This is a genomic window from Emergencia sp., assembly GCF_048465375.1.
Lineage (GTDB): Bacteria > Bacillota > Clostridia > Peptostreptococcales > Anaerovoracaceae > Senimuribacter.
The window spans coordinates 1-18343 of the sequence record NZ_DBFWLQ010000006.1 but is presented as its reverse complement, the minus strand read 5'-3'; the positions used below and the strand labels follow the sequence as shown (position 1 = coordinate 18343).

General features: G+C 47.3%; 16 protein-coding genes. All 16 read right to left on the bottom strand.

Annotation, left to right across the window (positions count from 1 at the left end; genetic code table 11):
- Window positions 1-15: 15 nt before the first annotated feature.
- Window positions 16-153 (bottom strand): CD1871A family CXXC motif-containing protein, encoded by a 138-nt coding sequence (locus ACMQ5W_RS04410; protein WP_419023708.1) that lies wholly within the window; start codon window positions 151-153, stop codon window positions 16-18.
- An 11-nt stretch (window positions 154-164) separates the two neighbouring features.
- Window positions 165-713 carry a TlpA disulfide reductase family protein gene (locus ACMQ5W_RS04405; protein ID WP_419023706.1) on the bottom strand — a complete coding sequence of 183 codons (549 nt, stop codon included), beginning with the start codon at window positions 711-713 and terminating at the stop codon, window positions 165-167.
- A gap of 149 nt (window positions 714-862) precedes the next feature.
- The gene (locus ACMQ5W_RS04400) at window positions 863-1609 is read right to left on the bottom strand and encodes an alpha/beta hydrolase (protein WP_419023844.1); all 747 of its coding nucleotides are present in this window, start codon (window positions 1607-1609) and stop codon (window positions 863-865) included.
- A 93-nt stretch (window positions 1610-1702) separates the two neighbouring features.
- Window positions 1703-2908 (bottom strand): MFS transporter, encoded by a 1206-nt coding sequence (locus ACMQ5W_RS04395; protein WP_419023704.1) that lies wholly within the window; start codon window positions 2906-2908, stop codon window positions 1703-1705.
- The gene (buk, locus tag ACMQ5W_RS04390) at window positions 2901-3986 is read right to left on the bottom strand and encodes a butyrate kinase (RefSeq protein ID WP_419023702.1); all 1086 of its coding nucleotides are present in this window, start codon (window positions 3984-3986) and stop codon (window positions 2901-2903) included. The genes ACMQ5W_RS04395 and buk overlap by 8 nt, the downstream gene beginning before the upstream one ends.
- A gap of 36 nt (window positions 3987-4022) precedes the next feature.
- Window positions 4023-4925 (bottom strand): phosphate acyltransferase, encoded by a 903-nt coding sequence (locus ACMQ5W_RS04385; RefSeq protein ID WP_419023699.1) that lies wholly within the window; start codon window positions 4923-4925, stop codon window positions 4023-4025.
- A gap of 495 nt (window positions 4926-5420) precedes the next feature.
- Window positions 5421-5771, bottom strand: coding sequence for an Hpt domain-containing protein (locus ACMQ5W_RS04380; protein WP_419023697.1), 351 nt, complete (start codon window positions 5769-5771; stop codon window positions 5421-5423).
- Between the two features lie 2 nt (window positions 5772-5773).
- Window positions 5774-5896 carry a hypothetical protein gene (locus tag ACMQ5W_RS04375; protein ID WP_419023695.1) on the bottom strand — a complete coding sequence of 41 codons (123 nt, stop codon included), beginning with the start codon at window positions 5894-5896 and terminating at the stop codon, window positions 5774-5776.
- 243 nt (window positions 5897-6139) lie between these two features.
- Window positions 6140-7477 (bottom strand): APC family permease, encoded by a 1338-nt coding sequence (locus tag ACMQ5W_RS04370; RefSeq protein WP_419023693.1) that lies wholly within the window; start codon window positions 7475-7477, stop codon window positions 6140-6142.
- A gap of 14 nt (window positions 7478-7491) precedes the next feature.
- Window positions 7492-8655, bottom strand: a complete 1164-nt coding sequence (locus tag ACMQ5W_RS04365) for an AfsR/SARP family transcriptional regulator (protein WP_419023691.1) — start codon at window positions 8653-8655, stop codon at window positions 7492-7494.
- Window positions 8646-10178: an amidohydrolase gene (locus ACMQ5W_RS04360; RefSeq protein WP_419023689.1), complete on the bottom strand. Its 1533-nt coding sequence runs from the start codon at window positions 10176-10178 to the stop codon at window positions 8646-8648. The genes ACMQ5W_RS04365 and ACMQ5W_RS04360 overlap by 10 nt, the downstream gene beginning before the upstream one ends.
- An 8-nt stretch (window positions 10179-10186) precedes the next feature.
- Window positions 10187-11818, bottom strand: coding sequence for an amidohydrolase (locus tag ACMQ5W_RS04355; protein WP_419023687.1), 1632 nt, complete (start codon window positions 11816-11818; stop codon window positions 10187-10189).
- A gap of 4 nt (window positions 11819-11822) precedes the next feature.
- Window positions 11823-13445 carry an amidohydrolase gene (locus tag ACMQ5W_RS04350; RefSeq protein WP_419023685.1) on the bottom strand — a complete coding sequence of 541 codons (1623 nt, stop codon included), beginning with the start codon at window positions 13443-13445 and terminating at the stop codon, window positions 11823-11825.
- Window positions 13446-13621: 176 nt separating this feature from the next.
- Window positions 13622-14140, bottom strand: a complete 519-nt coding sequence (locus ACMQ5W_RS04345; protein ID WP_148492685.1) for a GNAT family N-acetyltransferase — start codon at window positions 14138-14140, stop codon at window positions 13622-13624.
- Window positions 14141-14176: 36 nt separating this feature from the next.
- Window positions 14177-14734 carry a hypothetical protein gene (locus ACMQ5W_RS04340; protein WP_419023683.1) on the bottom strand — a complete coding sequence of 186 codons (558 nt, stop codon included), beginning with the start codon at window positions 14732-14734 and terminating at the stop codon, window positions 14177-14179.
- A gap of 148 nt (window positions 14735-14882) precedes the next feature.
- Window positions 14883-18341, bottom strand: coding sequence for a pyruvate carboxylase (locus tag ACMQ5W_RS04335; RefSeq protein WP_419023681.1), 3459 nt, complete (start codon window positions 18339-18341; stop codon window positions 14883-14885).
- Window positions 18342-18343 lie beyond the last annotated feature (2 nt).

Genomic DNA, 18343 nt, shown 5'->3' with positions numbered 1-18343 from the left:
GCTTTTCTTATCTCCTTAGCCAATTCCAATACACTCCAAACATATTTTTGTCGCTTTCATAAATACCGTTCCTATCTCTCCCCGCATGGCGCCGATGATGATGAATGCGATGCCTGCAGCTGCTATCACGCCTCCAAGTAAAGTTCTTTTCATAACGCCTCCTCTTAAATCTGGCTCAGCAGATCATCGATGATTTTCTTCCATTTCTCTTCGCTCTTGGAGCCAGTAATCGTCTGGCCTACCTTATTGCCATCTTTGTCGACAAAGAAGGTGGTCGGCACGACTTGGACGTCTTGCAAAGGGCCGTTCATCAAATCTGTATTCAGCACGATGTGGGTATAATCTGCGCCAGTTTGCTCTACGATGTCTTTGGCTGTTGGATCCTGGGGATCATAGGTGTCACTGACAATGCCCACGATCTGAAAGCCTTTGTCCTTGTACTCTTTGGCGATCTTACCAAGATCCGGCATCTCTTCGATACATGGGCTGCAATAGGTCGCCCACACGTTGACCATGGTCAGGTCTGCTTTTGTAAAAATGTCTTCAGCTGCCACGCCGCCGCCTAAAATCTCACCTTCAAAATTTTCAAAACCGGCGCTGGTTCTCTGATCTGAAGGCGCCACGTCCTGCTTTTCACTTCCGCAGGCGGCCATGGTCAGCACAGCAATCATCATCACGGCCAATACGGCAGCAATTTTTTTAAATCTTTTCATCTCTATCCTCCTAATCTGTTACTTTTGTATTTACAGTTATCATTTTCTGTAATTATAAATGTTACAGTTAAGAATGTCAATAGGCTTTTCAAAAGTTTTTGAAATCTGCTGGCAAGGGCGGTTGAAGCAGCTAGACGCCTGCGGCCATCCTAGACCATATACTGCCCCACAAATAGCTGAAAGCATTCCAGCAGATAGGCGTAATCTTCCGGGTCATAATAGAAATGCCCGGACTTCCGCAAAACAGAAATCTCTATTCGCTCATTGCGCCGCAGGTACTTGATGGAGTCCATAGAGACCAGTTCGTCCTTCTCAGACTGGAAGGCGCAGCAGGGCACAGTCACCAGAGAAATCCGCTCTCTCGTTTCTTTGATTTCCTGTAGCAGCTCCAGATAATGGGGAATCCAGCGCACATAAGACCACGCCTTCCTGCTGGGAGCAATGCTGTAGGCGTCCCTGGCAGCCATGGCCACCGCATCATCCTCTGGCACACAGTCAAAAGCTGCTTTCATGGAATTGATCACTGCCGAAGGCTTTACTGCAACTTTTAGGGGCACCGCCAAGAGGAAAAGTCCCCTCACTTTTCCTCCGTGCTCTATCGCCTCGGAGATTGCAAAAAGTGTTCCCATGGAGTGTGCGGCAATCAAAATCCGATCATACCGCTGCGCCAGATGATCCATCAGACCGCTGACCTGGGTCTTCCACTTTTCCATGGAAGTGTGGGAAAAATCCTGGACAGTCTTTCCATGGCCGTCCAGCAGTATATTATAGACAGACCAAGAGTCCGGCACCAGAGGCAGAAAGTCACGAAAGTGCCTCGGCGTTCCCATGATGCCGTGAACGAACAAAATAACCGTATCACTTCCTGCAATTTCTCGAATATATGGTTCATGCACCAAGACAATCACTCCTTTCTAAACGCAGAATATGCCGGACCAGCAAATGGAATTTTCCAAAAGCCAGCCCGGCATCTTTCATTTTATCGTAATTTATTTCTTGTCTTTTCCACATGCGCCATTCAGTATGATCCAAAGCACAAAAGCGCCTGCTGCACAGATGATGATGGCAAGGAATGTGGTGTCATACTTTCCGTCTGCACTTTCCACCAGCTTGCTGGAAATCATCGGCCCCAGAATTGCCGCTGGGATCAGAGAAAAGTTACCTAAGCTAAAGTTTACAGGGAAGTGCTTCGGTCCGTATTCCCGATTGATAAAAGCCGAAGAAATCGTCGGATTGCCGCCATAGGAAATGCCCATACACAGCAGACCCAGCAAGATCAAAATCATCGCTGAAGTCTTTGCGCCGAAAAACAGGGAGACACCAGCTACTGCCATAACGACCATATTGATCAGCATCGTGTTTTTTCTTCCCAGCTTGTCAAAGACACCGCCGATGATGACACGGCCCGCCCCGTTAAAGACGGAAACCACCATGCCCACAATTGCCGGTGCACCAAAAGCGATTGCAATCGATGCCGCGCTGTTGATGACCATCAGACCAGCCGAGTTGGCGATAATGCACCAGATAATGAAAATCCAGAAAGAAGATGTCTTCAGCATTTCTCCTGTCGTCATCCCCTCCAGGGCTGGCGCCGCTCCGTCTGTCCCCTTTGGCGCCTCTGGATTTTTAATAAACAGAGAACCGACGACTAAAACGATAAAGATGATAATGCCCAAAATCATGAAAGTAGTAAATACACCCTTAGCAGCAACCAAGCTGGTCGCAACGCTGCCCAGGATCAGTGCACCCAAGCCAAAGCCCATCATCATGATGCCAGAGGCAAGGCCCGGTTTGTCCGGAAACCATTTGTTCATCGTTGAAATGACACTATTGTAACTGAATCCTACTCCCGTGCCGCCTAAAACGCCGTAGCAGATGTAAAGCATGGTCAGGCTGGAAGATGAATTGTCAGGATTCAAGCGGGAAACACCAAAAAAACCGACCAACAGCAGAACACCTGACAGCATGATGATATATCTCGGCTTTAGCTTTGCTGACAATTTGCCAGCCACAAATCCGCCCAAACAGAAAAACACCATCGAAATTGTGAATGTCATCGATAACTGGGACAAGGACCAATCAGGATACACCTGACCAAAAGGTTCCTTAAACAGGGACCAGCCATAAATCAATCCACAGAAAATCAATAAGATTGTACCTACGCCCAGGTACAGCCATCTCTTGTTATTAGACATTAGAATACTCCTCTTCTACTAAAATTCTGGCAGTTTCTACGCCAGTTAATACGCGCAGCGCTCCATTTGCCAGTGAATCCATTTCTTTTTCTCCTGGAATGACTTCTACCGGAGCTATGAATTCCACTCGCTCTTTGACAGCCTTTGTGATATAACTTGAATAAGCGATGCCGCCCGTAAGAACAATATAGTCGATGTTTCCGTTGACGTCCACCGACAGCTTGGCAATATTCTTTGCGATATTCAGTGCCATAGCATCGTAGACCAGTTTAGCGTGTTCATCTCCGGCCAAAACCCGCTTCTCAACCTCTCTGGAATCGGAAGTACCGAAGTGAGATACCAGGCCGCCCTTTCTCTGCATCTGCCTCATCATGTCGGCTTTGTCATCATATATATCGTAACAATAATCTACAATGGCATAACCTGGAAGACCGCCGGCTCTCTCCGGTGAAAAAGGTCCTTCATCGTCGGAAATCATGTCTACCAGTCTGCCGTGAGCAAAGAGGCCGACAGAAATGCCGCCGCCTAAATGGACACTGAGAATGTTGTGATCCTTGTAGTCGATGACCTTCTGCTCACAGAGGTTCAGCACTGCAGCCCGCATGTTCAGATTATGACCTCTGCCAATTCGGAATACATCTTTGATGCCGGTAATCCGATAGAGTTCTTCCATCTCGTCCACTGCCACTGCATCGTAGATATAAGCTTTGCAGTTTGCCTTCTGCGCAATTCTATAAGCAATGGGAGCGCCCAGGTTTGAAGCATGCTGCAGCTGCGGTCTGTATTTCAGACAGTCCAGCATGTATTTGTTCACTTCATATGCACCAGTGTGCACGGGCGGAAGAAGGCCGCCCCGGCCTACAACAGCGTCAAAGTCCTCAATTCGCTCACCGTGTTCTTCACAGCATTCTTTTACCAGGTCTGAACGAAAATCCATCTGTGAGTAGATGTCAGCAAAAGGCTCCAGTTCTTCCTGTGTATGGGAAATGCTCTCTACCCACTGCTGATCCCGCTCAAGATAGACCGCAACCTTCGTAGAAGTGGACCCTGGATTGATGACCAAAATTCTATAATCCATTGGTATTCTCCTTTCTTAGCTCTTTTAAAAATACGATTAGGAAATCAAAGAAGCCAGTGCCAGGGAAACAAACTTCTCTTCCGTGGACGCGCCTCTTGAGGTCAATACGACGGGCACCTTTGCGCCGACCACGACGCCTGCCATCTTGGAACCACCGCACAAAACCATGGCCTTGTGCATCAGATTACCTGCTGCAATCGTAGGTACTAAGAACATGTCAAAGTCCCCACAATAAGGGCAGTCGTATTTCTTCGTCTTTGCAATTTCCTTACTCATGGCGATGTCAAAGGAAACCGGCCCCACGATTTCGCACCCCGGGATTTCGCCGTTCCGATTCATCTCAATCAAAGCCGCTGCATCGACTGTTTCTACCATTTTAGGGTTCACTTTCTCCACAGCAGCCAACACTGCCACCGACGGATTCTCCACACCCAATTTGTGAAGAACATCTACGCAATTAAGAACAATATCTTTTTTCTGTTCCAAAGTAGGGTAAGGAATCATGCCGCCATCGGATACAGCCAGGAGTCTTTTCATCTGCGGCACTTCCGTGTAGGCGAAGACGCACATCGCTCTGCCCGTATGGAGTCCGTTCTCCTTCTTCACCAAAGGTTTCAGCACATCCTTGGTATCCAGCATGCCCTTCATGATGAATTCAGCTTCACCATTTTTGATCAGCTCCACTGCTTCTATGCCGCAGTCAGCCGCTGTTTCAGCATGAATCATCCTGTAGTCGGCAGGATCTTCGCCCAGCTTCCTGAGGACATTCTCAACCTCACCAGTATTTCCAATCAAAATAGGCCTTACGAGATCTATTTTTTCCGCTTCTACGATGGCTTCCAGCACATGTTCGTCTGCTGCGCCAGCAACGGCTACAGTCTTCGTATGGGGTTTCTGTTTACATTTTTCGACTAATTCACTGAATTTGCTATAAGCCATTCTTTGTCTCCTTTTGCAAAGCAATCCATAAACTTGCTTTTCTTGTCATTATTTGCATTATACTATTTATTTTAACGAATCCGCTGTACAATGTCAAATTATTTTTTAGGTTTTATAACTTTTTGTTTGATGGTTTCCGCAAAGACATGCCTTCCTGAACAAAATTCGCTCTGTCATAATAAAAAACGTGGAAATGACGCAATCAAGCGGTCAAGTCTGCCAAATCGAGATTTGGGGATTTTTCGCATGAGACCTGCCAACGATTTACTTAAAGTAAATCGGGCTAGGGCTTCAAGATTCCTATTCCCACTTAAAAAGAACAGGCAAAATTCCCTTACATTTTGCCTGTTCTCCTTATGACTTATTTTGTAAACTGCTTTAACTGCTTTCTTTCGACATTATTCTAGTAATAATATGTAGAAAAGTCAAGCAGTTCTGGTACACATACAATAATTTTAATAGTTTTTCTAGTCAGGATACCAAATTATTTATTTTTCAGATTTCATTGATCAGTGCTACGAATTTATTGTAAGCCTCTTTTAAAGAATCGAAGAGACCATAAGCGGCTTCGAGATTATCGTCGCGGAAATGCTGCATCATCTCATCTGTAATCGAAAAAATCGGTGTCAATCCCAAATTGGCAGACACGCCCTTCAGGGTGTGAATATACATCTGCGCATCCTCGTCTCTGCCTTCTTCTTTTGCTTTTGCCGCATCTGCAAAGCTGGTGTCAGATAAGAACTTCTTGAGTATCCGTTTATACAAATCCTCGTTGTTCATAAACCTGTCCATCGTGCCAGATACATCGACTCCACTAGCGCTTAACTTATCTAAATAATGACTCATCTCTATCCCTCTTTTCGTCTGCTGACAAAATAAATTGTCACAGGAATAATCGCTGCGAAGCTAAAAACCAAACCACATAAGATACATACGAATTTTGTAAACTCTTTTTTATCTTTTCTAAACATCACACTACCCTCCTTCTGTCATCATACCATAAAACCAAACCAGGGTCAATGGATGTTGTCTGTTGTCTCTGGCGGTCTATTCTGCAGATGGGACTGTCTCCTAAAACAAAGCTGAACACGAAAAACCGGACAAAATCCTGGGCGCACCCAGCATCTTATCCGGCTTTATCATTGCGATCATCAGCCATCTCCGATGGACAAAATCTGTCTAACATCGATAGCTGACGTTATCGAGAGATAGGATTAGTCTTCCTTTTGTGCCTGCTTTTTGAAATAAACATGATACAGTATATACCCTGCAATCGGAATGACGACGCCGATGACGGAATTCATCGGATCTTCCCAAAGGGTAGTAACCAACACGACTAGTGACAGCAGGATCGTCACCGCTGGAAGCACCGGATAGCCCCATACCTTATACGGCCTTTCCATATCCGGATATTTCTTTCTAAATACATAAACTGAAGATACACCCAAGGTGTAGTAAATCCATGCACAGAATGCGACCAGAGCAGTCAGCTGCTCGAAAGTACCGAAGAGAATCAGCAGTGAAGATACAATCATTGTAGCAATCTGTGCATTGACAGGTGTTCCCGTCTTTGGGTTGATTTTCGCAAAGACTTTGAAGAACCGCTTGTCTCTGGCCATGGCGAAATATTCTCTTGGATAAGCCAGAATGCAGCCGTTACAGGAACCGAAAATTGCAATCAGCGCTCCGATGGTCACCAATACAGCTCCCGGTTTTCCGAAGAGGGCTTCCGCAGCCATGGTTCCCGGTGCTTCTGTTGCCACAATTTCGTCAATCGGCAGCACCTTCAGTAATGCGAAGTTGAACAATACGTAAACTAAAGTGACGCCTAGCACGCCGATTGTTACAGCTCTCGGCAAGTCTCTCTTTGGGTTCTTCAGCTCTTCAGAAACGATGTAGACAGAACTCCATCCATCATAAGCCCACAGTGCGGCTACAATAGCCAGGGCAAAAGCGCTCAGAGGGTTCAAGCCCTGGCCGGGCACGATGTCCATCGGATTGTTCATTTTGCCCATGATAAAACCACAGGCAATGATGATGGCAATGGGTACCAGCTTGGCAATCATGAAGATGCCCTGTACGTTGCCGCCCTTTTTCACGCCTGCCATGTTAATCAGTGATAATGCTACGATAATTGCGATAGCCATGGCTTTGATCTGCCACTCCGTCAGCGGTACCAATATGCTGAAATACGTAGAAAATCCAACGGCAAGGGCACTGATAGAGCCCGACTGTGAAATAAAGAAGTCGGTAATACCCATAGAGAATCCAATTCCCGGTCCATAAGCTTTAGAGATATAATTGTATGTACCTCCTGCCTGAGGCATCGAGGTACCCAGTTCTGCATAGCAAAGAGCTGCCATCAGAGACATCAGTCCGGCAATGACCCAGGCCAATACGGCAAAACCTGCCGAGAGGCCGGATCTTGAGAGTACGTAGGTGCTTACGTAGAAGATACCAGAGCCGATCATGATTCCGCCGACGATGGATACGCTGTGGAACAAGCCCAGTTCTTTACGCAGCCCAGTGTTTGTTTCTTGTTTGTTAGACATAATTTCCTCCAGATTTATATGATTTCGATATTTGGATGATCCAAATTACCTGACAAATAATGGATAAGCTGCTTCGTTTTACCGTCAAGGCCGTCTCCGTCCTCCACCTGAATCGTCAGCTTACCTTTTTCACTCAAATGTTCCAATAACTTCTTGATTGTATAAAACAGATAAATTTCCGGCAGATTCTGTCCGTCCAGCCTGTCTGAATACTGCGGGAACAAGAGGGCAAGCCCTCGCTTCAAATAATCGGGAACCAGGCTGCCATCCTCCACCACAGGCTCCAATAAGGTGTAAATGCTTTCGTAATCCATCGGCGCAGGTGCAGACGGGCGCAGGACAAGCACACGATTCTGACTGTTCTGCTCTGCAAGATCAGCTTGCGGAAGAACGAAATCAGATCCTTCTTCAGAAATTTTCTGATAAAGACTCCGCGTCTCCTCCATCGGACTGATGTTCAGCTCCTCCCCCAGAATCCTCACACACTCTTTGTACTGACAGATAGCCTTCGCCCTCTCCTTATTTTCGTAGTAGAGTCTCATCAGTTCTAAATGCACCTCCTCCAAGAGAGGATCCATCTGCAGCAGCTTCTTGAGACAATCAATCGCCCTTTCCGCCATCCCTTTTTCCTGGTAGATGGAGGCCAGGTCCTTGCAGACCCTGACCAGATTTTGATTGACCGACTCCCGTTCAAACATGAGCCATTCTTCAAAAGTGGCACTGCCTCTGACGTAGACGCCGGAAAGAACGCTGCCCCTATAAGCATCTGCAGCAGCCTGCAGATAACGGATTCTGTCATCGGCATCCTCCGCCGCGTACCCTGCTCTGAGGTTGTGCCAAAACTCAATCAAATCCACTTTGATATCCAGGTTTTCATTGAGACTGCAGACGTTTCTTTCCGAGGAGATGACAGACACCTCTTCCGTACAAAGCTCGGCAAGCTCCTCCGTACAGATTTTTTTGATGTAGGATAGATTCTGCCTCAGGTTGGAGCGGGCATTTTCACCCTGCTGCTCTGGCCAAAATATCTCGCTGAGCACCTCCTTGGAAACTGCCTGTCCCTGCTTCGAGGCCAAGTAAAGTATCATAGCAAAAGCCTTGTTATTCAATTTGGTAAACGCCTCTTTGCCATCTATTTCTATGTGTGGCCTTTGAAGCAGGTATATTCTTATTTCCATTCTGCTTCCCCCTTGGAATAGACAATTCGTCCACTCTTCATGGTCATAGTGATGCCGATGTCGCCTAAACTCTGCTCCCTGACAGCAAAAGGGTCCTCGTCCAGCACCACCAAATCTGCCTGCATGCCTTCCCGAATCTGCCCAATGGAATCCTCGGCAAAATTAGCATAGGCGCCATTGACGGTGTAGGTTTTCAATGCTTCATAGAGTGAAATCCTCTGTTCTTCCTGACTGTGCAGCAGACAGGATCTAATTGAAATCAGCGGATTCAACGGTGTCACACTGTATTCTGATCCACCGCAGACGATGCCGCCCCGGCGGACCACTTGTCCCACAGGATTACAGGCTTCCCAGCCGCTGCCCATGTTTGCCGCATACATGCCTTGACTGCCGCCCCAGAGATCATCGTAGTTGGGGCGCATAGACAAGATCAGTCCCAGAGCGATGGCTTTGTCTATCTGCTCTGCATCTGGCAGCACGAAGAGTTCCATCCTGTGTCTGTGATTACCACTGCCGACGGCTTCAAAGGCAGAAGAAAAGGCAGTCAAAGCCTGGTCTATGGCTCTGGGGCCGATACAGGACAGAGCGATCTGCATGCCTTGTGCATGAGCTTCCAGAACAAATTGGTTGACGTCGTCCTGGGAATAATACAGGGTGCCGTTGTGCTCACAACCTCTATAATTTGTCATCAAAGCGGCATTCTTTGATCCAATAGAGCCGTCCAGGTAGATATTTCCCCCGATTCTCGAAAGCCCCATTTCTTTGATTCTGGTCACGTCCATGGTCTGTGGAAAGAGCAGGATATTCAGAGCACTATCCTTGGCATAGGCATTCACAATATCGATGTCCCTGCCGGAGAAGAAAGCTCCGCCCTCCATGGCGTTTACTGTGGTGATACCGTAGCGAAAAGCTTCCCGCTCCATGTCCCGGACCGCTTTGCGCCGCAAGTCGTCGCTGACAAAGTTGGTGTACAGTTTTCTCCTGGCAAAACCGCTGGCTTCCCCTCGCAGTACGCCTGTAGGCATGTCATTTTCATCTCTGATGACGCCGGACAAGCTGCTGGGAATCTGCAGCATATTATATGCAGTCGTGTTGACCACGGTTTTATGAAACTCCGTCCTGCTGACTACGATGGGGTGGCTGGAGGAGACCTGATCCAGATCCCATCGGGTTACGTCGATGGTCTCTTCGTTATAGCCGATACACCAGACCAATTCTCCGTCTTCAAACTCCAAAGCCTTTTCCTGCAGATGCTGTAAAAACGCGTCCTTCGTTTCAGCGTTGATTTTGACGCAGTATTGCAGAAGCCCGCTCTGCACCATATGAATATTGCTGTCGATAAAGCCGGGCAGTACCGTCCTGCCGGCCAGATCAATCATCTTGGTGCCGAAACAGCGCTTTGGAAACTGATCTTTTGTTCCATAAGTGCAGGCAATCTTATCGCCGCAGATGGCGACAGCCTGATACCTCTCTGTTTCACCCTCCATGGATATAAAGTTTCCATTGTACAAAATATAATCCATGTTTTCTCCTATTTCTGATATACGATTTCGCCGCCTACTACGGTCATCACAACGCTGGTATCCATGATGGCGAGGGGATCGACCGCATATAAGTCTCTGTCCAATACGACAAAATCGGCGTACTTGCCTTTCTCAATGGTTCCCTTCTTATCCTCCTCAAAGGTCGCGTAAGCCGGTCCCGTAGTAAAGGCGTGGATGGCGTCATCGACGGATAATTTCTGCTGCGGATGATAGCCGCCTTCTGGCTGCTTGTCATAGGTACAGCGGGTCACCGATGCATAGATGCCGTGAAGCGGATTGTATTCCTCTACCGGGCTGTCGGAGCCAGCCGCGATGACCACGCCCAGATCCTTGAACTTCTTCCAGTTATAAGACATCTTTGCTCTGTGCTCTCCGATCCGGTCAGAGACGATGGCGATGTCTGATGCCAGGAAAATCAGTTCCAGACCGCCGATAATACCGTATTTGGCAAAGTCTTCGATGATTCCTTCAGTTGTTATCTGACAGTGATCGATGCCGAAGCGCAGGTCCTCACCCAGATGTTCCTCGATGATCTTGCTAAAAACGTCTAAGACAGTTCTCATGGCTCTGTCGCCGATGCCGTCAGACACAAGTTGCAGACCGTTGTCAAAGGCCAGCCTGGTCAAGTCTTCTAGTTCTTTTTTCGTGATATACATCTCGCCTGCATTTTCTTCCATGCCTTCGGGATTATCGCTGTAAGGTTCCCTCAGCGCCGCCGTTCTGCCGCCCAGAGATCCGTCAGTGATGGTCTTAAACGGTCCGATGCGGAAATATGGGCTGCCGTCGCCTGTTTTATAACCTAACGCAATAAACTCTTTTAATTCTTCAAGAGTGGGCAGATGGAGCATCAGATTGACGCGCATGGGCAGCAGTCCCTCTCTGTCCAGTTCCTCATAGGCCTGCAGAATTTCCTTAAAATTGCCCGCTCGCAGCAGTTCAAAATCATCAGTTTGTGTTGAGGTCATGCCGCTGGTGATGTATTTGTTGCAGGCAGCTAGAATGCACTTTTTGATTCTCGCAACGCCCAGCTTCGGAATGATCTTGTAGACGATTTCTGTAGCGAGACCTGTCAGCAGACCGGTGGCAATATGGTTCTCGTCGACAAGTATCATGCCGCCTTCAATCTGCTGTGGATTCTCATAGATGCCCGCCAGCTGCAGTACATTGGTAGTTACGACAGAAATCTGAGCGCAGGTTCTGGTTAGGACGACGTAATAGTCGCCAAACTCCTCGTCCAGATCCAGCCTGTCAGGCATCTCTTTGCTGTCAAATTGGTTTTGGTCCCAGCCCCTGCCTTCGACCCACTGTCCTTTCTCAATGCTGTTGTCTGCAATGTATTTCCGCAGACGCGATTTCAGTTCTTCCAGGCTTCTGCAATCGTTGAGATCGCAGACTTCCAGGCTGTAGCCGTAGCTGAGCAGATGGATGTGACTGTCGTTGAAACCGGGCAGCAGCGTTTTGCCTGCAAGGTCGACAACTTCCGCTTCCTCTGCGCTGGCGAGGACTTCTTCGTTGCTGCCTACAGACGAGATGATGCCGTCTTCCACATAGACAGCCTCAAATCGGCTCTCTGCCTCGTCCATGGCGTAACCGTTGGCGTTAATAAACACTTTTTTCATTTTCTCACTCTCCTCTTCCATTACAGAAGGTGTTCACAGCACTGATCTGATAGATCTTTTCTGCTGGAGTTTCCAGAGGATTTTGATCTAACATGGTCAAATCAGCTTTGAAACCTTCTTTTATCTTTCCAAGTTTGTCTTCCATAAATACGGAAATAGCTGGTGCCTGCGTATACAGCCGCAGCGCTTCCATAGCAGACAGCTTTTCGGCTGGCAGCCAGCCGCCCTCTGGTTTTCCATCCAGTCCTGACCGTGTCATCGCCGTCTGTATGCCGTACAGTGCATCATAAGACTCTACCGGCGCGTCAGAACTGCCGCTGATGCGGATGCCTTTGTCCAGCATGGTTTTCCAAGGATAAAGAGCAAAGCGCTCCTCTGCTTCTATTTTGTCAAAGACCACCTTGTAGTCTGTAGGAACAAAAGCAGGTTGAATGTCCGCCATCAGCTGAAAAGATGCCATCTGCTCCACCTGCTCTTTACTGCAGATCTGGCAGTGTACCAGCCTCGGACGTCTATCTCCCCCATATTTTTCCTGGCTGCCGCCGATGACGCGAATCGCCTGCTCGATGGCTCTATCGCCAATGCAGTGGCACAAGACCTGCAAATCCTTCTCATATGCAAATTCTACCAGCTGTTTTATCTCTTCATCGCTGAAGTTGAGGATGCCGTAATTGTCCTTGCTGCCTTTGTAAGGATTTTTCATAGCTGCTGTAGACGCTCCCAGAGAACCATCTAAGATCAATTTCAACCTGCTGTGGGAGAACATTTCGTCCTCTTCGATTTCTTTGAGGAACTCTCGAATCTGCAGAAACTCAGCCATAGAGGAAACCTGTATCTGCTCAAAAACTCTGATGGGCAGCTGCCCGCGGTTTCGCAAATTATCGTAGGCTCGCAAGATGTTTTCCTTCGACTGAAAGTCGGAAAACGCTTTCATGTCATCACTCTGAATAGAAGTAAACCCTTTGGATTTTATCTCTCCCGCTGTATCCGCAATGATACGCTCAATTTCTTCTACCGTCAGCGGTGGTTTCTTCTGCAGAATGACTCCACTGATGGCATCCTCGTAGATGAGGCCGTCGGGTCTGCCGTCTGCGCTGCGTCCGATGTTCTCATCCTCCAAAAAAGTGTTTTCGTTCACACCGCATAAGTCTAGCAGCTTGCTGTTGGCCGCAGCGATATGGATGCATACCCGTTTGGTAAAGATGTAGTGGCTGTCTGAAACTCTGTCCAGGTCCTCCCTGGTCAGCAGCCGTTTCTCTTTGAAATTTTCCTGATTCCAGCGCATGCCCATGACCCAGCTTCCTGCCGGGAGACCCCTTTCCAGAATAAAAGTCTTCATCATCTGTACGACTTCCTCTATGGACTTCGCTCCGGACAAATCGACACAGTATTTCTTGTTATATCCATATTCCACCATGTGCATGTGGCTGTCGTGAAAGCCGGGTATGCAGGTCATTCCCACAAGGTCTACAGGTTCCACGCTTTCGCTGTCTTTCAGTTGATTGACTTCTGCTGTCGTCAAACCGACCTTTCGGATGATTCCATCTTCGATTAAAAGGTTCTCTGCCTCCGGCCGTCCCGGATCCATTGTGATGATATTGCCGTTAAAAAATAGTTTCTTTGTCATCTTCTCCTCCCTTATGGCTTTATTTTAGAACATGAACCGTTTATTTTTCGTTAATTTTCTATCTATGCTCCGTATTTTTTTGTTTTGGCGAAAAAAAATACCGTTACCTCAGACGGCGGATGGTCTTATCACCCTGTCAAAAGTAACGGTATGGTATCTTAAAGTTTTCCATATAATCAGAGTTTCTTTTCGAAAAAAATCAGTTCTTCTGGTATCACACCTTCGTGCAAGGTTGCTGCCTTACCCGCGTAACGATAACCCAGATTGCTGTAAAGCGACGCAGCTGGTTTGTTCCCAATATAGGTATCCAATCGGATGACCCTGCACCCCATCTCCCTGGCCTTTTCTTCGGCATAACCTGCCATGACTTTGCCAAACCCTCGTCCAGCTTTGGATGGCGGTATACACAGAGTATGGATTAACAAAACCTTCTCCGGTTCTGCCGCAATAGACCAGGAAACCTGGGCGTAGACTTCCGGTTGTATCTGGTTGAGAATCATACTGCCACAGAGCCCGTCCTCTTCCTGTAAGACGTACAAAGTCTGTTCATCTAAACTCTTTTGCGCTGTCTCCCTGGTGGGATAAACGCCCAGCTGCCAGTTGGTATGGCTTCCTTCCGCCGCTTCCCGTGCTAGCAGCTCCACATAGCTTGCCTCTATCCAGTCCAAATCATTTTTTGTTGCTTTTCTTATCATGAGAACCTCCAGTCTCGTCTGCTATATATAGAAAGCTTATTTCTTCCAAAATACGTCCATATACGTTTCTGCCTCTTCCGCAGATAGGCCCATCTTCTCTTTTACTCTAGTCACTGCGTCTTCTCTGGGAATGCCCAGTTCCTGGTACGTCTCGATCAGTCCTGCCGCTTTTCCTTTGCGTTCGCCTAATTCTACGCCATCGTTGAAATAGTCCTGCTTTATTTGTTCAATAAACGCTTCATAGTTGAATTCTCTGAATGCCATATCTGCCGCCTCCAATCCATAGACGCCCAGAAACTCTTTGAGCAGCCCCTCGCTCATTGCAATGCGCACGGCCTCCTTCGCGGCAGCTTCTCTGTCACTGCTTGCCGCCAGAGTTTCGCGGACAATTTTAATGAAACGGCTGTACTCATAAAGCATCCTTGATTTTTTTAGTATGTTCTTATCTTTATTGTAACTGACATCCAAAATTTTTACAACTATTTCGATGGAGTTTTCCGGTGAACCGTCTATATAGCAGTCAGACAAACGGATAAGAGATTCTTCAGGAAGTTCCTCCGTACCGTTATACAGGATATAGAATTCCGGTGCCATGATGTGCTGTTTCTTCGTGCTGAAGAAATTCACATCTTTGTAGATTCGCTCAAAGGTTCTAGCCGTATATCCCCTTGCAGCATAATCAGCCCCACGAAAAAACCGGGCAAACGATTCGCTTGCCCGGCAGACTCTGCCTATAATATTCTTATTTTTCTTCGTCTTTCAGTCTTGCAACCAGTTCGCCAGCTTTTACTTGCTGTCCTTCGTTGATGAAAATCTTGTCTACGACTCCATTTGCCGTAGCCAGAATGTTTGTTTCCATCTTCATCGCTTCGATGACCGCAATCGGCTGTTTTTCCGTCACCATTTCCCCTTCTTTCACCAAAATTTTGATGATATTTCCCGGGATATTGGCACCGATTTCAAGCGGATTATCTTCATCAGCAAAACGAGCTGTTGCGATGGAAGACTCAGCAGTCTTCATATCCTCGTCTTTGATCTTGATGATTCTTCTGTTGCCGTTGACTTCGAATACCAAGTCTCTGTTGCCTTCTGCATCCATCTTTCTGATTTCATTCAGTTTGATGACCAGAACCTTACCTTCTTCCAGCTTTACTTCGCAGGTTTCGCCTTCTTCCAGCCCGTGGAAGAAGATGTCGCTGCCCATGTATCTGAAGTTTCCGTCCTTTTTCAAGCTCTTGTGGTAATCCTCAAATACTTTTGGGTACATCGCATAGCTGATGACCTCCTGCGGCGTGCCCTCTAGGTCAAAGTGCTTCTGCAGTCCCGTTCTGATGTATTCGAAATCCTCTGGCGGAAGCAGCTCGCCAGGTCTGCAGGTAATCGGCTCCTTGTCTTTCAGGACCAGCTTCTGCAGGTCTTTGTTGAAACCGCCTTCCGGCTGACCCATCATGCCCTCGAAGAAGGATACGATAGAATCCGGGAAGTCGATGCCTTTGCCCTTCTCCAGAATGTTTTCAGGCGTCAAGTCGTTCTGCACCATGAAAATAGCCATATCGCCCACAGCCTTTGAAGAAGGTGTTACCTTGACGATATCACCCAGCATCTGGTTCACCGCTTTGTACATATCCTTTACTTCCTGGAACTTATGACCCAGGCCAAAGGACTCTACCTGTGGTTTCAGGTTGGAATACTGACCGCCAGGAATCTCATACTTGTAGATCTCTGCTGATGAAGTTACCAGTTCAGACTCAAATTTCTTGTAAACCGGTCTTACATCCTTCCAGTATTCAGAAATTTTCTGAATGCCATCCACATCGATGCCCGTGTCTCTGCTGCTGTGCTCAAGAGCTGCAACGACAGAGTTCAGTGCCGGCTGTGAAGTCAGTCCGCTCATACTGTTGAAAGCAGCGTCCACGATATCTACGCCAGCCTGTGCTGCCATAAGAATGGTTGCAACGCCGTTTCCGCTGGTATCGTGGGTGTGGAGATGGATAGGAATTCCGATTTCTTCTTTCAGCGCGTGTACCAGCTTGTAAGCTGCCATCGGCTTCAGAAGCCCTGACATATCCTTGATACCCAGAATGTGAGATCCTCTCTTCTCCAATTCCTTTGCCATTCTGATATAGTAATCCAAGTTGTACTTGGTTCTGCTGTCGTCCAAAATATCACCAGTATAGCAGATGCAGGCTTCTGCAATCTTGCCCTGGTTCAGCGTTTCTTCCAGCGCCACCTTCATGCCATCGATCCAGTTGAGCGAGTCGAAGATACGGAATACGTCGATGCCCGCTTCTGCTGACTGTTTTACAAACTCTCGGATCACGTTATCAGGGTAGTTCTTGTATCCTACTGCATTAGCGCCTCTGATCAGCATCTGGAATAATACGTTAGGAATCTTTGCTCTCAAAGTCTCCAGTCTTTCCCATGGATCTTCCTTGAGGAATCTGTAGGCTGTATCAAAAGTTGCTCCGCCCCACATTTCCAGTGAGAACATATCTTTGCCGTAAAGAGCCACGGCTGGAGCAATTTTCTCCATGTCTACAGTTCTGACCCTTGTAGCCATCAAAGATTGCTGTGCGTCTCTCATCGTGGTATCTGTAATCAGAAGCTTATTCTGATCCAGCGCCCATTTTGCAACGGCTTCAGGACCTTTCTGATCCAGCATCTGCTTTGTTCCAGAAAGAACGTTGATCTCTGTCATCGGAATTCTCGGGAATACCGGCACGTTAAACTGCGGTTTCACGCCCTTTGTTTCGTTTACAACTTTGTTCCCTATGTAGTTCAAAATCTTCCGCTCTCTATCCTGTGCTTTTCTGATGTTGAGCAGTTCAGGATTGGCTTCGATAAAACCAGTATCACAGTTACCCGCTTTGAATGTCGGGTGATTCAGCACGTTGAGCAGAAATCCAATGTTGGTCTTGACCCCTTTGATTTCCGTCTCTCTCAGCGCTCGAATTGCTTTCTTTGTAGCCGCCTCAAAAGTTCTGGCATAAGCCGTCATCTTTACCAGCAGGCTGTCGTAGTACGGTGAAACCACGGAGCCAGTAAATCCGTTGCCGCCATCCAGTCTGATGCCGTAGCCGGAAGCACTTCTGTAGAGCTCGATCGTTCCAGTATCAGGCGCAAATCCGTTGGCCGGATCCTCTGTAGTGATTCTGCACTGAATTGCATAACCTGTCATCTGAATGTCCTTCTGACTTCTGATGCCCACTTCTGCTGAATCCAGCGGATAACCTTCTGCTACCAGAATCTGCGACTGCACGATGTCAATCCCTGTTACCATTTCTGTAACAGTATGTTCTACCTGGATACGAGGGTTCATTTCAATAAAGTAGTGGTTGCCGTGTTTGTCTAGAAGGAACTCCACAGTTCCCGCACTTCTATAGTTGACGGATCTGGCAATCTTCAAAGCGTCATCACAGATTGCCTTTCTCTTCTCTTCTGTGAGGCACAGTGACGGCGTAAATTCGATTACCTTCTGATGTCTTCTCTGGATGGAGCAGTCTCTCTCACAGAGATGGACTACGTTACCGTATTTATCTCCCAGTACCTGTACTTCTATATGCTTTGGCGCTTCTAAGTATTTTTCAATAAAAATATCATCGATGCCAAAAGCCTTCTTCGCTTCGCTCCTAGCACTTCTATATTCCGGAATCAGGTCTTCCTCGCTTCTGACGATTCTCATTCCTCTTCCGCCGCCGCCTGCTGCAGCCTTGAGCATAATCGGATATCCACATCTCTGTGCGAATTCCAATGCTTCTTTTTCTGTCTCTATGGCTTTTTCTACACCCGGTATAGTTGGAACCCCAACACTGGCTGCAACAATCTTGGATTTGATCTTATCACCCAGACTGTCCATCATCACGTGGGTAGGTCCGATAAATTCAATACCTGCATCCTCACAGGCTGAAGCAAATTCTTCATTTTCGGATAAAAAACCGTAACCAGGGTGAATTGCGTCAACGCCCTTAGATCTTGCTAAATCAATGATTTCGTCGATTGCCAAATAAGCGCCGACTGGAGTCTTGCCTTTTCCAATCTGATAAGATTCATCTGCTTTTGTTCTAAAAAGGGAATTCTTATCTTCTTCTGAGTAAATTGCAACTGTTCTGATGCCAAGTTCCTGGCATGCTCTAAAAATTCTGATTGCAATCTCGCCTCTGTTGGCGACCAAGACTCTTTTAAATTTTTTAATTTCTTTCATTT

Bases quoted from the DNA above. Each gene is read 5' to 3' on its own strand.
- ACMQ5W_RS04345 (WP_148492685.1), bottom strand. From the start codon at position 14,140: ATGATAAGAAAAGCAACAAAAAATGATTTGGACTGGATAGAGGCAAGC.
- ACMQ5W_RS04350 (WP_419023685.1), bottom strand. From the start codon at position 13,445: ATGACAAAGAAACTATTTTTTAACGGCAATATCATCACAATGGATCCG.
- ACMQ5W_RS04370 (WP_419023693.1), bottom strand. From the start codon at position 7,477: ATGTCTAACAAACAAGAAACAAACACTGGGCTGCGTAAAGAACTGGGC.
- ACMQ5W_RS04405 (WP_419023706.1), bottom strand. From the start codon at position 713: ATGAAAAGATTTAAAAAAATTGCTGCCGTATTGGCCGTGATGATGATT.
- ACMQ5W_RS04360 (WP_419023689.1), bottom strand. From the start codon at position 10,178: ATGGATTATATTTTGTACAATGGAAACTTTATATCCATGGAGGGTGAA.
- ACMQ5W_RS04355 (WP_419023687.1), bottom strand. From the start codon at position 11,818: ATGAAAAAAGTGTTTATTAACGCCAACGGTTACGCCATGGACGAGGCA.
- ACMQ5W_RS04340 (WP_419023683.1), bottom strand. From the start codon at position 14,734: ATGGCACCGGAATTCTATATCCTGTATAACGGTACGGAGGAACTTCCT.
- ACMQ5W_RS04385 (WP_419023699.1), bottom strand. From the start codon at position 4,925: ATGGCTTATAGCAAATTCAGTGAATTAGTCGAAAAATGTAAACAGAAA.
- ACMQ5W_RS04365 (WP_419023691.1), bottom strand. From the start codon at position 8,655: ATGGAAATAAGAATATACCTGCTTCAAAGGCCACACATAGAAATAGAT.
- ACMQ5W_RS04410 (WP_419023708.1), bottom strand. From the start codon at position 153: ATGAAAAGAACTTTACTTGGAGGCGTGATAGCAGCTGCAGGCATCGCA.
- ACMQ5W_RS04375 (WP_419023695.1), bottom strand. From the start codon at position 5,896: ATGTTTAGAAAAGATAAAAAAGAGTTTACAAAATTCGTATGTATCTTA.
- ACMQ5W_RS04395 (WP_419023704.1), bottom strand. From the start codon at position 2,908: ATGTCTAATAACAAGAGATGGCTGTACCTGGGCGTAGGTACAATCTTA.
- ACMQ5W_RS04380 (WP_419023697.1), bottom strand. From the start codon at position 5,771: ATGAGTCATTATTTAGATAAGTTAAGCGCTAGTGGAGTCGATGTATCT.
- ACMQ5W_RS04335 (WP_419023681.1), bottom strand. From the start codon at position 18,341: ATGAAAGAAATTAAAAAATTTAAAAGAGTCTTGGTCGCCAACAGAGGC.
- buk (WP_419023702.1), bottom strand. From the start codon at position 3,986: ATGGATTATAGAATTTTGGTCATCAATCCAGGGTCCACTTCTACGAAG.